The organism is Bacteroides sp. An322, from assembly GCF_002161765.1.
GTDB lineage: Bacteria > Bacteroidota > Bacteroidia > Bacteroidales > Bacteroidaceae > Phocaeicola > Phocaeicola merdavium.
Genome location: NZ_NFIN01000002.1, coordinates 177,310 through 189,941 on the forward strand (window position 1 = coordinate 177,310; position 12,632 = coordinate 189,941).

Sequence of the window (12,632 nt, forward strand, 5' to 3'; positions counted from 1 at the left end):
TCATTTCTATGACATTTCTCTGACATAAATGTGAATGTATAAATTGCATTTATGATACATAAGGGATTCATTGTTTCAACGGGAAAGGCGGAGTAGCTTTGCCGGCGGAAACAATGAATCCTTTATTTGTATATGAAACAGTTTGTTTGGTTTTTCTTTTGGTGGGTTGTAATTGGATTGTCTTCTGTATCAGCTCAAGAGTCTTTAAAGATTAAGTTCCGTTCGCGTGCTTTGCTGGATGCTATGGTTTCAGGTTATGGCAAGGAAGACGTACAGGGCTATTATCGGTTAGAAGATTTCCGGGTCGGATTCAAAGCCGTTTATGGGCATTGGGAAGCGAAAGCTGATATTGGATTGGGCGGTGGGAAAGTAGCAATAAAAGATTTGTTGCTGAATTACCATTTCAAGAACAGTGTGCTTTCGTTGGGTAATGCGTATGAACCTTTTTCTTTGGATATGCTTATCAGTACGGCAGATTTGCGTTTTCATCAGTCGGCGGCATCGGTCTTGGCTTTTAGCGATAGCCGTAAGTTGGGTGTCACTTATCATTTTTATACTGATTCATGGTATGCGGCGACAGGGGTTTATACGCATAACGATATTAATAAAATAGGGGAAGGTCAGAAGAATGCTTTTGTATCTACTTCGCGTGCCGTATGGCGTAAACAAAGGGAAGCGCATCATTTGATTCATGTAGGAGGAGCTTTTTCTTTTCGGACGAAGCAAGTCAATACCGAAGAACCGCCTATGGGCACGGTAGATAGTGAAGGCATTACTTCGATGTTTCCTGCCTCGTTGCTCGAAGCGGAGATACCCGATATGGGAACGGAGGTAAAAGGAGTAATCGAAGCACTTTATACGACTCCTCGTTGGATGGTTCAGGCAGAATATTATTTCGACCGGCTGAACCGTACAGATAGTAAGAAGGCTTATCGTCCGCATGGGGGATATATTCAAGGCGGTTTCCTTTTGAAAGGCAGCGGATTCGCATACGATGCGATGTATGGCATACCAAGCCGTCCTGCCACTCCACAAGCCATAGAATTGGTTGCCCGATTGAACTATACGGATATGAACGATAACCGTGCGGGCATTTATGGAGGTGAGGAGACCGATTTGTCTTTAGGAGTGAACTGGTATCTTAATCAATACTTCGGCGTGAAGCTGAATGGTAGCTACGTGTGGGTAGGGGAGCATTGCAACGCTTTCTATAAGAAAGATTTCTTCTTGGCGCAATTGCGTTTGCAATACATTTTCTGAATTGAAAATTAATTTCCCCATACGGCTTGATACCACGATATAGCGGAGCGGTAATAAGCATTCCAGTTTGGATTGTTTGCGGCATCTGGAATATACATACCGATTCCGCAATATTTTTCTTCATCTCTTAATACCGAACCGTATGGATTGGCATTGCTATTTGTAATGCAGCTTTTAGCAAGTACGGTTTGGTTTAAAATCTGTTGGAAAGAATCTGGAAGGATACCTTCGTTTAATTGACGGATAAGGTCTGCTACATCAAATGAGAAATAGCTGAATTGATCAACCCCGTATTGTTGGATTGCATGAAGTGACAAGTTTTCTAATAATGATGCTTTAGATGTTATTTCTTCCCGAACTGCAGCGGCAAAAGCATCCATTTGTGTGCAATCTACTACAGCGTACGTACCCCATAATTTTTCTTTTTTGTTATAGGTAATTACATCTTCGCATAGCTTGTCAAAGTCAATGTCCTCTTGATACAAATTGTTTAGAATCAGGTGGTACGGAAATCCGTCTACTGGTGTTTCCATGACCGATGCGATGCAATAATGCGTGGCATTCCGCAACTCGTAGCATACTTCAGCCGTTTGCATCATGCAGGCATCAAACAGGACGAAATCAAGATTGCCCGGAAAACATGTTTCCAATACATCTGCAAATTCGGGAATATTAATCGAATTTCGTTCCACTCCGTCATAACCGAACGAGAAAGTAGAGATATCCGTTCCTGTTGCGGGCATCCAACTAGTTGCATGCGAACCGAAAATGACACCGTAACTTTCAGCTGGCATCATATCTGTCATGGCTTGCAGATTGGCTTGCATGACTTCTGCTTGAGTGGCGATTCCGGAGATAGCTGCATATTTCAATGCTTGTCCTACTACATTGCTGGTGGTAATATCATTCCCTTCTAAAGCAGGCTGGCCGTTTATTTGTCCGTGTCCGTCGGTGAAGAAAGTCAGGATTTGCGCTTCATTTATATAGTTGTTACTTGAAGAAGGTTTATAATATATGGCTAAAGAGCATGAATCTTGGCTTTTTGCCAGACTCTCATACATCCATACTACATTGTTCATGATGTCTGTATCTAGATTGTTGTTGGCTATCAGATACGCAAGGACCGCCCGTTTGGCTTGTATCGGGCGTTTTTGTTCAGGAATTTCATCCGAACATCCCACTATGATGAAGAGTGAAACAATGTATAGGAACAGCTTCTTCATGATAATCAATATTGTATGGCTTTTTCAAATTTGAATTCAGGGTTTACGTCAATAAGCACCAAGGTGTTCCCTTTTTGGTATTTTTCTTTTAGCTTATTGATTTCTTTCTGCAAGTTCTTTTTCTTTTTGTTGTAATAAACAAAACAAGTGCGGTTCTTGCCGTTCTCTTTTTGCTCCAGGTATTCTTTCAGTTGGATGCTGTATTGCGCACGCCCTACCAACAAGCCGTTATCGCCTAAAAGAGCACTGTCAACGTACTGGATATCGGTGAAATACACCAATGAATCAGAGAATGAGGCAGACACTCCGGCGATATATACACCATATTTATTTTTATCTTTCGGCGATTTAGCAAGAGCCGGAATGATGATAGATGCGATAAGCAAAAAGCAAAGCAGTTTGATATGTTTCATAAATCTATAGTTTTGTGAAGCAAAAGTAAGCATTTGCGGGCATATATGAAACTCTCCAAATGGAAATTAACATAAAAAAATGAAGAATGAAGAATTGGGGCATGTTTTGCTGATTCTTCATTCTTAATTCTTCATCCTTCATTTAAATGGGGAACCGGCACTTTATCCTAAGTAGGATTTGAGCAACTTGCTACGCGAGTTTTGTCTTAATCTTCTGATAGCTTTTTCCTTAATCTGGCGCACGCGTTCACGTGTTAATCCAAATTTGTCGCCAATTTCTTCCAACGTCATTTCTTGCGTTCCAATACCGAAAAACATCTGGATAATTTCCTTCTCTCTGTCGGTTAACGTAGAAAGCGCTCTGTCGATTTCCCTCGAAAGTGATTCATTTACCAAGGAGCGGTCTGCCATAGGAGAGTCGTCATTCACCAGCACATCCAGCAGGCTGTTGTCTTCTCCTTCTACAAAAGGAGCGTCTACGGAGATATGGCGTCCGGACACTTTCAATGTATCCGAAATCTTGTCTACCGGAATCTCCAGTTCGTCTGCCAACTCTTCGGGAGACGGACGGCGTTCGTTCTCTTGTTCGAATTTAGAGAAAGCTTTACTGATTTTGTTCAGCGAGCCTACCTGGTTGAGCGGTAACCGCACGATACGTGATTGCTCAGCCAATGCTTGCAGGATGGATTGCCTGATCCACCATACGGCATAACTGATAAATTTGAAACCACGGGTCTCGTCAAACTTCTCCGCTGCCTTAATCAAGCCTAAGTTTCCTTCATTTATCAAGTCGGGAAGGCTCAGGCCTTGGTTTTGATACTGTTTGGCTACTGATACTACAAATCGCAGGTTGGCACGTGTAAGTTTCTCTAACGCCGCGCGGTCGCCTTTGCGAATACGCTGAGCGAGTTCCACTTCTTCCTCTACCGTAATCAGGTCTTCGCGTCCGATTTCCTGCAGGTATTTGTCCAAAGAAGCGCTCTCTCGGTTAGTGATACTTTTGGTAATCTTAAGTTGTCTCATTATTTATACCGAATTTGGGAACAAAGATAAGAAAAAATTCGAATACAAAGACGCTTTCTTTAATAAAAATTAAATATATTCGTAGCAAGGGTGTCAATTCTTATTCTTTGAACTCAAATTTAAGTTGAATCCATTGGGCAGATGGGTGGGGAAGTCCTTCCGGATTTTCTTCTTTCGGGTTCGATACGGAAAGCCCTAACAGGCGTATCGGGTGGTTTTGATAGTCCACTCCCGATAGCAGTTGTTTGGATAGCGGAAGGATGTCTTTGAGTGTGTGGAGAGGTTTGTCTGTGCTGATACTTCGGGTGATTTGGGTAAAATCGTGGAACTTTACTTTAAGTGTAAGGGTCATGCCACTGAAGTTTTTCCGTTCCAGGCGTTCGCATAATTCGCATGCCACGTGATACAATTCGATAATTAGGGTAGATTTTACTGAAAGGTCTTTCTCAAGCGTATGTTCGCACCCGATGGACTTGCGGATGCGGACTGGCTCAACGGGTCGCTCGTCGATGCCTCGTGCAAAGTTATAATAGATTTGTCCGGCTTTCCCGAACTGACGGGTAAGCATCTCCAGCGAACATTCCCGAAGTGTTCTCCCGTTGTAAATGCCTAACGTGTACATCTTTTGTGCTGTAACGGGTCCTACTCCCCAAAACGATTCGATGGGCAAGCGGTCTATAAACGTCTGGGCTTGAGCCGGATGGATGGTGCAAAGCCCGTCGGGCTTGCGGTAATCGGAAGCTATTTTGGCAAGGAATTTATTGTAAGAAACACCGGCAGATGCCACCAAGTGCAGTTCTTCGCGGATGCTTTGCTTGATTTCACGGGCAATGTCTACCGCTAATTCTATACCTTTTTTATTATGGGTGACGTCAAGGAAGGCTTCGTCAAGCGAGATGGGTTCGATAAGGTCGGTATATCGGTGGAAGATTTCATGTATTTGCCCCGACACCTCTTTATATACATCCATGCGCCCTTCAACGAAGTGCAGTTGGGGGCAGAGCTTCATCGCTTTTACCGATGACATAGCCGAGCGCACCCCGAACTTGCGTGCTTCGTAGCTTGCGGCTGCTACTACGCCTCGTTTTTCGGCATGTCCCACGGCGACAGGTTTCCCTCTTAGGTCGGGATTGTCGCGTTGTTCGACCGATGCATAGAAGGCATCCATGTCGATGTGGATGATTTTTCGTTCTGTAGTCATAAAGTAAAGCTTTCTTCGTGCAAATTTAATGAAAGTTTTGTACTTTTGTGCGAGTTTATTGAACGCAGAGGCGCAAAAACGCGGAGATTTATCATAAGAGGATGCTAAGGACTCATATTTCTCAGGTTGTTCTCCGTGGTCTTTGCTCTCTAATTTGAGGCTTTGCGCTTTTGCGTCTCTGCGTTTGATATTAATTAATAGGTATTATGATGAAAGAAGAAATCAAGAAAGCATGCGAGGTCATGAATAAAGGAGGCGTAATCCTTTATCCTACTGATACCGTATGGGGCATTGGGTGCGATGCTACAAATGAGGAAGCCGTAAAGCGGGTATATGAAATCAAGCGCCGGGCAGATAGCAAGGCGATGTTAGTTTTGGTGGATAGCCCGGTGAAGGTGGATTTTTATGTACAAGATGTCCCTTCCGTGGCATGGGACCTGATAGACTTGACAACCAAGCCTTTGACTATCATTTATGACGGAGCGCGCAATTTAGCTCCCAACTTGCTTGCCGAAGACGGGAGTGTAGGCATACGGGTGACCAACGAAGCGTTTTCGAAAGAGCTTTGCTTCCGGTTCCGCAAGGCGATTGTGTCTACTTCCGCCAATATCAGCGGCGAGCCTTCTCCGGCGGTCTTTAGTGAGATAAGCGAAGAGATAAAGAATGCGGTCGATTATGTGGTGGATTACCGCCGAGAAGAGACGGGACATCCCAAACCCTCCAGCATCATTAAGTTGGGCAAGGGGGGAGAGGTTAAAATCATCCGCGAATAATTGTGCTATATACAGACAAAAATGCATACGGCTTCATCGTCCAACACATACGGCTTCATCAGCCGATGAAGCCGTATGTGTTGGGCAACGGACCTAAGTGCGTTTTTGAACGATGAAAAATTAGACAGGACATGAAGATTTCTGAAGAAAGGTTTGATGTGCTCCAGCGTTTCATCACGTGGCGCGAGAAGCACATCAAAGATAAACAATTCATTCTGATATTGAGCTTGTTGGTGGGCGTGTTTACGGCACTGGCGGCGTATGTATTGAAGTTTTTGGTAGAATATATTAAGGAATTGCTTACCGATTGGTTCAACCCGATGGAAGCCAACTGGCTGTATTTGGTATATCCTGTGGTAGGTATTTTCATTACGGGCTTGTTTATCCGGAAGGTGGTGCGCGATGATATCAGCCATGGTGTGACCAAGATTCTGTATGCCATTTCGCGTAAGCAGAGCCGCATCAAGCGGCATAATATGTGGTCTTCGGTCTGTGCCTCTGCCATTACCATCGGTTTTGGTGGATCGGTAGGAGCGGAAGCCCCGATTGTGTTGACGGGCTCGGCTATCGGTTCCAATTTGGGAAGTATCTTCCGCTTAGACCATAAAACCCTGATGCTTTTGGTGGGATGCGGTGCCGCGGGGGCGGTTTCGGGCATCTTCAAGGCTCCTATTGCCGGGCTGGTATTTACGCTGGAAGTGTTGATGATAGACCTTACGATGGCTTCTTTGCTCCCGTTGCTGATTACCAGTGTTACGGCGGCTTCGGTTTCTTATTTGCTTACGGGTACGGAGGCGATGTTCCAGTTTCATTTGGACTATCCGTTTTCGCTGGAGCGCATTCCGCATGCCATTGCGTTGGGAATCTTTTGCGGATTGGTAGCATGGTATTTCACCCGCGCCATGAATTGGATAGAGAATATCTTCCGGCGTTATTCCAATCCGTATGTCAAGTTTGCGATAGGCGGAACGATGCTGAGTATCTTGATATTCCTTTTCCCTCCGCTTTACGGTGAAGGGTATGACACGATTTCGCTCTTGCTGAATGGGACTACGGAATACGAGTGGGACACCGTGATGAACAATTCGCTTTTCTATGGTAATTCACATTTGTTGGTGCCTTACCTGTTCTTGATTATCTTGTTTAAGGTGTTCGCTTCGAGTGCCACTAACGGTGGAGGCGGATGCGGCGGTATTTTTGCTCCGAGTCTGTTCTTGGGCTGCATCGCTGGATTTGTCTTTTCGTATGTATGTAATGAGTTCCATATCGGCGATACGTATGTGCCCGAAAAGAATTTCGCCTTGATGGGCATGGCTGGGCTGATGTCGGGAGTGATGCATGCCCCGTTGACCGGTGTGTTCCTGATAGCCGAGCTGACCGGAGGCTATGGCTTGTTCCTTCCGTTGATGATTGTATCGGTATGCGCCTATCTGACCATCATCGTGTTCGAACCGCATAGCATTTATTCCATGCGTTTGGCAAAGAAGGGCGAATTGATTACACACCATAAAGACCGGGCGGTATTGACCTTGATGAACATCGAGAGCATCGTGGAGACCGATTTCCTGAAGGTGCGTCCCGACATGGATTTGGGAGAAATGGTGAAGACCATATCCAAGTCGAGCCGGAATCTTTTCCCCGTTGTAGACGTGAACGATGAACTGATAGGCATCGTGGAATTGGACGATATCCGCAACATCATATTCCGTCAGGAGTTGTATCACCGCTATTGGGTGGAAGGGTTTATGAAGAAGCCGAAAGCACGGATAGTCAAGACCGACTCGATGGAAGAAGTCATGAAGAAATTCGATACAACGAAGGCATGGAACTTGCCTGTAGTAGACGAGGAGAACCGTTATTTAGGCTTCGTCTCGAAATCGAAAATGCTGAACACCTACCGTCAAGTATTAGTAGATCTTTCGGCGGAATAAAATAAACACGTTATGACTTATGGAGCAGAATAATATTATTATATATAATACGGAAGACGGAAAAGCAAAGGTGGTTCTGTATGCTAAGGATGGCAACATTTGGATGAGCCAAAACCAATTAGCGGAACTTTTTGCCACCTCTGTGCCAAATATCAGTATGCATATATCTAATATATTGAAAGAAGGGGAGTTACAATCGGATTTAGTTGTTAAGGATTACTTAACTACTGCTTCAGATGGGAAGAAATACAATGTAACTTTTTATTCTCTTGACATGATATTGGCGATAGGCTTTAGGGTGCGAAGTAAGCGAGGTACTCAATTCCGAATTTGGGCAAATCGTAATCTGAAAGAATATATGGTCAAAGGATTTGCGATTGATGATGAACGTTTGAAGAATCCGGATGGGCGACCTGATTATTTCGATGAATTATTAGAACGCATTCGTGATATTCGTGCCAGTGAGAAGCGGTTTTATCAGAAAATTCGTGATTTATTGGCATTGAGCAGCGATTATGATAAGACAGATAAAGCGACACAAATGTTCTTTGCAGAGACTCAGAACAAGTTGCTTTATGCGGTAACTCATAAGACTGCTGCTGAAATTATTATGAGCCGCGCCGATGCTTCTCAGCCCAATATGGCTCTTACATCGTGGAAAGGCAATATTGTGCGTAAACAAGATATTTATATAGCTAAAAATTATCTTCTGAATGATGAGATTGATATGTTGAATCGATTAACGGTTTTGTTTCTTGATTCGGCGGAATTACGTGTGAAAGAGCGTAAAGACTTGACATTGGATTTTTGGCGGAATAACGTTGACGCTTTGCTTAGTTTTCAAAATAAAGATGTCTTAAAAGGTATTGGTTCTATTTCGAATGCGCAGATGAAGAATTTTGTGGATGGTGTGTATGAGGAATTCAATCAACGCCGGATTTTATATGCTGCTCAAGAGACTGATAAACAAGAAAAAGATGAATTACGTGATTTAGAGTCAGAAATTAGAGGACGGAAGATAGAATAGGGTTAGTTAGAGTAATTTAATCCATGTAATCTGTGGTGAGAGAAAAACATAAACAAGAAAGTAATATGGAAAAGAAAGACTTGCGTATTGTATATATGGGAACTCCTGAGTTTGCCGTAGAGAGTTTGAAGAGGTTAGTGGAAGGCGGATATAATGTCGTGGGGGTCATTACGATGCCCGATAAGCCGATGGGGCGTCATGGGAGTGTACTCCAACCCAGCCCGGTGAAGGCATACGCCGTATCTCAGGGATTGAAAGTGCTCCAGCCGGAGAAATTGAAGGATGAAGCTTTCTTGGAAGAATTGCGTGCCTTGCGGGCAGACCTTCAGATTGTAGTCGCTTTCCGGATGTTGCCCGAAGCGGTTTGGCAGATGCCCCGTTTGGGAACATTCAATCTTCATGCTTCACTTTTGCCTCAATACCGGGGGGCTGCCCCTATCAATTGGGCGGTAATCAATGGAGATACAGAGACGGGTATTACAACATTCTTTTTGAAGCATGAAATTGATACGGGAGAGATTATCGACCAAGTGCGTGTGCCTATAGCCGATACTGATAATGTAGGCGTTGTGTATGATCGCTTGATGATGTTAGGAGGAGATTTGGTATTGAAGACGGTAGATGCGATTCTTGCAGGAAATGTGAAGACGATTCCTCAGGAAACGTTATCAAGTACAGAGCCTTTGCGCCCGGCTCCGAAGATATTCAAGGATACATGCCGCATTGATTGGACGAAAGGCGTAAAGCCGGTTTATGACTTTATCCGTGGCTTGTCGCCTTATCCTGCCGCATGGACCGAATTGTGTGAGCCGGATTCATCTCCTGTAACCATGAAGATATACGAGTCTTCGAAAGAATTCGTGGAACACACATTTGCGCCCGGAACGATATTGACCGATAAGAAAACCTATTTCAAGGTGGCTTCAACCGATGGCTTTGTGCATTTATTATCGGTTCAACTTGCCGGAAAGAAGCGGATGAATGTAACTGATTTCTTGCGCGGATACCGGTATTCGGAGAAAGCGATATTAAAATAAAGGATTATTTAAAGGCTTTCCATTCCGCTTGGCTATTGGCTCCGCTATTATAAATGATGCGGAAGCCTTTAAAGCCGGGCAATTGGCATTCGGGAATACTTTCTAAAGTAAATGATACGATAGACTCCATGGTTTGACCGGATGAATCGTTACATGCATCATGTCTGAATTCTACAGGGAGCAAGCCGTTGGCATCTATTGTGCTTTGACTGGTCAATATTAAGTTGAAACGGTGTGGGTGTTGTGCGCTCCCTTTATACGAATATTGGATGTTGAGGTGGTTTTTGCTGAGTGTTACATCGGATATTTGTAAGGGACTGTTTCCGAAAATATCTTCACCTGCATCGCGTAAGTCGGATGCCGGAAGGGTTTGTACCTTATATAAGAAGTCAACAATTCGGACAGGGCGGTTTTCTATGGCAGTCCGAGCATTGGGATTGGTTAAGAAGATGAACCCTGCCAATATGCGCTGTCCGGTAGAATCGGCATCAATGGAAGTGATTGTTTCCGGATTTTCAGGTGTCAATGTTCCATATAAGTCGGATTCGATAAATAGGTTTTCTCCATTCATTATCACTGTACCTAAGGTTGAAAAAGTGCCTGCAGCACCGTATAATTGATCCTCTGTATCATCTTCCGTTAATGTACATGAAGGAAGCAACATGAGTAAGAGAATAGTAAGGATTGCGTATAAATAATGTATTATTTTCATATAAATCTGTATTTTGTTTGTCAATTAAATGAAGAATGCCGGAAGTTACTGCATCCTGTTATGTTAAAACAATTTAACTGAGATTTTTAAGTAAAGAGATGCAGTATTTGGGTACGGATTTCATTTCATAAGTGGAAATGCAGTTAAAAGCAGACATATCAGAAGAAGAATTGGCGTTTCGATGTAAGCGCGAAGATATGAATGCACGCCGTGTGCTTTACGAGCGGTATGGCGGTGCACTGATGGCTATTTGTCTTCGTTATACAGGCGACAGAGATACAGCGGAAGACGTGCTGCATGATGGCTTTTTGCATATATTCGAGTCGATTAAACAATTTACTTATCAAGGGTCAGGCTCGCTTAAGGCTTGGCTTTCACGGGTAATGGTTAATGAGGCATTGGGTTTTCTACGGAAGCGGAATGCCCAGGTTCAGCAAGAAGTTTTGTTGGATGAAATACCGGATGTGCCTGATACGGATGATAATAGTCTTGATAAAATTCCGCAAGCGGTATTGATGCAGATGATCCGTGAGTTGCCTGAAGGTTATCGGACCGTATTTAATCTGTATGTGTTTGAAGACAAGAGCCATAAAGAAATCTCTTCGATATTGGGGATAACAGAACGGACATCATCGTCTCAATTCTATCGGGCAAAAAGTTTGTTGATAAAGAAAATTAATGAATACAGAAAGAAGGAATCGCAATGAAGGATAAAGAAAAATGGGAAGCGTATTTGCGTGACAGAATGAAAGGATATTCCGAGCCTTTGCCAGATGGATTATGGGAAAGACTGGAAACGGAAATGTCACCTCCTCGGGTTATTCCGATGTGGAGGACACGGCGTTTTGCCGTAGCGGCTGCAGCATTGGCTGTTGCTGTTTCTTTCCTGACCTTTTGGTTGGTAAGCCAAATGCCGGATGATTCATATTATTCAGTGCCTTTGGTTGCGGAAAAAAATCATATACCGTTTATGCCTGACGAAAAACCGCAGCCTTCGGTTGCAGAGTTGCCTTTGGTGAAGAAGATGCCGGAAAAGGTGTTGTTGGCTTCGGTTACGGAATATCCAGAGCAGCAGGGACAACCGGCGATGCTTCGTATGGGCGTTGTAGCCGAAAGCAGAGATATGGAAGAAGAAAAAACGAATGTCGAAGATGTACAAGACCGTTCGGAGGAAGAAGCGGTTTTATATCAGTCTCGCCGTATGGAAGACCGGAAGCGGATGCAGCGCAATCGGGCAATGTTGGCGGAAAGACAGGAGCGGAAATCCCGTTCCTGGTCGGTCGGGGTAAATACAGGCAATACCCCATTCAGTTCGTCAAACTCGTTTAACGGAGTAGGGAGTTTGGGGCTGCAACATTCGCGGGTAACAATGGCTGATGTGGTTTTAGCGCCTAATGACGGAAATTATTCAGCTTATAATCAGATGTTGTTGAATAATCGGGACCAGATCTCGAAGACCGAAGTACATCATAAAATGCCGGTTACAGTAGGGGCGTCTTTTACGTGGAATTTTGCTCCTCGTTGGACATTAGAGACAGGGGTAAACTATACGATGCTTTCGTCTGATTTGCGTTCTGGTGCCGATGCTTATCTGGAAGAGGAACAGGAATTGCACTATATAGGGATTCCGTTGAAATTGCATCGGTCTTTGTTCGATAGCCGTTGGGTTTCATTTTATGCATCAGCCGGAGGTATGGTAGAGAAATGTGTTTCAGCCAGTCAAGATGTAGTATATGTAAATGGAATGGCTATGCAGGAGACGGAACATCATTCTCTGGATATTGATGCATTGCAATGGTCTGTTGTGGCATCGGCTGGTGTGCAGGTAAATTTTACAAAGCAGATAGGCTTGTATGCAGAGCCGGGAATCGTATATTATTTTGATGATGACAGCGGGGTGGAAACCATTCGGAAAGAGCATCCGCTTAATTTTAATTTGCAAGTAGGTTTACGTTTTAGCTTTGGCAGATAAAGTTTCAAGACACATTGTTTTGAAATGTGAATGTTTATCCTTATATTTGTTATTCATTTA

Annotated in this window: 12 protein-coding genes; 7 read left to right on the forward strand and 5 right to left on the reverse strand. The window is 43.8% G+C overall.

Going from position 1 to position 12,632, the window contains the following annotated elements; all coding sequences use genetic code 11:
- Window positions 1-132: 132 nt before the first annotated feature.
- Window positions 133-1,260 (forward strand): porin, encoded by a 1,128-nt coding sequence (locus tag B5F91_RS01795; RefSeq protein WP_087427389.1) that lies wholly within the window; start codon window positions 133-135, stop codon window positions 1,258-1,260.
- Window positions 1,261-1,268: 8 nt separating this feature from the next.
- On the opposite strand, the gene B5F91_RS01800 is transcribed toward B5F91_RS01795, so the two are convergent.
- The 4 genes from B5F91_RS01800 to dinB form a co-directional block, all read right to left on the reverse strand.
- The gene (locus B5F91_RS01800; RefSeq protein WP_087427390.1) at window positions 1,269-2,483 is read right to left on the reverse strand and encodes a clostripain-related cysteine peptidase; all 1,215 of its coding nucleotides are present in this window, start codon (window positions 2,481-2,483) and stop codon (window positions 1,269-1,271) included.
- Between the two features lie 5 nt (window positions 2,484-2,488).
- On the reverse strand, window positions 2,489-2,896 hold the full coding sequence (locus B5F91_RS01805; protein ID WP_087427391.1) for a hypothetical protein: 408 nt from the start codon (window positions 2,894-2,896) through the stop codon (window positions 2,489-2,491).
- A 162-nt stretch (window positions 2,897-3,058) separates the two neighbouring features.
- A complete protein-coding gene (locus tag B5F91_RS01810) occupies window positions 3,059-3,919 on the reverse strand; it encodes an RNA polymerase sigma factor RpoD/SigA (RefSeq protein ID WP_087427392.1) in 861 nt (286 codons plus the stop codon).
- A gap of 100 nt (window positions 3,920-4,019) precedes the next feature.
- Window positions 4,020-5,120: a DNA polymerase IV gene (gene dinB, locus B5F91_RS01815; RefSeq protein ID WP_087427393.1), complete on the reverse strand. Its 1,101-nt coding sequence runs from the start codon at window positions 5,118-5,120 to the stop codon at window positions 4,020-4,022.
- Between the two features lie 209 nt (window positions 5,121-5,329).
- On the opposite strand from dinB, the gene B5F91_RS01820 reads away from it, so the two are divergent.
- The 4 genes from B5F91_RS01820 to fmt all read left to right on the forward strand — a co-directional run bounded on the left by B5F91_RS01820 (window position 5,330) and on the right by fmt (window position 9,888).
- Window positions 5,330-5,893 (forward strand): L-threonylcarbamoyladenylate synthase, encoded by a 564-nt coding sequence (locus tag B5F91_RS01820; protein ID WP_087427442.1) that lies wholly within the window; start codon window positions 5,330-5,332, stop codon window positions 5,891-5,893.
- A 131-nt stretch (window positions 5,894-6,024) separates the two neighbouring features.
- Complete coding sequence (locus B5F91_RS01825; protein ID WP_087427394.1) at window positions 6,025-7,824, forward strand: chloride channel protein; 1,800 nt, start codon at window positions 6,025-6,027, stop codon at window positions 7,822-7,824.
- Between the two features lie 19 nt (window positions 7,825-7,843).
- Window positions 7,844-8,851 carry a virulence RhuM family protein gene (locus B5F91_RS01830; RefSeq protein ID WP_087427395.1) on the forward strand — a complete coding sequence of 336 codons (1,008 nt, stop codon included), beginning with the start codon at window positions 7,844-7,846 and terminating at the stop codon, window positions 8,849-8,851.
- A 65-nt stretch (window positions 8,852-8,916) separates the two neighbouring features.
- A complete protein-coding gene (gene fmt / locus B5F91_RS01835) occupies window positions 8,917-9,888 on the forward strand; it encodes a methionyl-tRNA formyltransferase (RefSeq protein ID WP_087427396.1) in 972 nt (323 codons plus the stop codon).
- 4 nt (window positions 9,889-9,892) lie between these two features.
- On the opposite strand, the gene B5F91_RS01840 is transcribed toward fmt, so the two are convergent.
- Complete coding sequence (locus B5F91_RS01840) at window positions 9,893-10,600, reverse strand: NigD-like C-terminal domain-containing protein (protein ID WP_087427397.1); 708 nt, start codon at window positions 10,598-10,600, stop codon at window positions 9,893-9,895.
- Window positions 10,601-10,755: 155 nt separating this feature from the next.
- Here B5F91_RS01840 and B5F91_RS01845 point away from each other — a divergent pair, with 155 nt between their 5' ends.
- Together B5F91_RS01845 and B5F91_RS01850 are read left to right on the forward strand one after the other, a co-directional pair.
- Window positions 10,756-11,307 (forward strand): sigma-70 family RNA polymerase sigma factor, encoded by a 552-nt coding sequence (locus B5F91_RS01845; protein ID WP_162611690.1) that lies wholly within the window; start codon window positions 10,756-10,758, stop codon window positions 11,305-11,307.
- A complete protein-coding gene (locus tag B5F91_RS01850) occupies window positions 11,304-12,572 on the forward strand; it encodes an outer membrane beta-barrel protein (RefSeq protein ID WP_087427399.1) in 1,269 nt (422 codons plus the stop codon). Before B5F91_RS01845 ends, B5F91_RS01850 begins: the two co-directional genes overlap by 4 nt.
- The last annotated feature ends 60 nt before the right edge of the window (window positions 12,573-12,632 follow it).

Coding starts and splice junctions, on each gene's coding strand:
- B5F91_RS01825 (WP_087427394.1), top strand. CDS start 6,025: ATGAAGATTTCTGAAGAAAGGTTTGATGTGCTCCAGCGTTTCATCACG.
- B5F91_RS01805 (WP_087427391.1), bottom strand. CDS start 2,896: ATGAAACATATCAAACTGCTTTGCTTTTTGCTTATCGCATCTATCATC.
- B5F91_RS01800 (WP_087427390.1), bottom strand. CDS start 2,483: ATGAAGAAGCTGTTCCTATACATTGTTTCACTCTTCATCATAGTGGGA.
- B5F91_RS01830 (WP_087427395.1), top strand. CDS start 7,844: ATGGAGCAGAATAATATTATTATATATAATACGGAAGACGGAAAAGCA.
- fmt (WP_087427396.1), top strand. CDS start 8,917: ATGGAAAAGAAAGACTTGCGTATTGTATATATGGGAACTCCTGAGTTT.
- B5F91_RS01820 (WP_087427442.1), top strand. CDS start 5,330: ATGAAAGAAGAAATCAAGAAAGCATGCGAGGTCATGAATAAAGGAGGC.
- B5F91_RS01795 (WP_087427389.1), top strand. CDS start 133: ATGAAACAGTTTGTTTGGTTTTTCTTTTGGTGGGTTGTAATTGGATTG.
- B5F91_RS01840 (WP_087427397.1), bottom strand. CDS start 10,600: ATGAAAATAATACATTATTTATACGCAATCCTTACTATTCTCTTACTC.
- B5F91_RS01850 (WP_087427399.1), top strand. CDS start 11,304: ATGAAGGATAAAGAAAAATGGGAAGCGTATTTGCGTGACAGAATGAAA.
- dinB (WP_087427393.1), bottom strand. CDS start 5,120: ATGACTACAGAACGAAAAATCATCCACATCGACATGGATGCCTTCTAT.
- B5F91_RS01810 (WP_087427392.1), bottom strand. CDS start 3,919: ATGAGACAACTTAAGATTACCAAAAGTATCACTAACCGAGAGAGCGCT.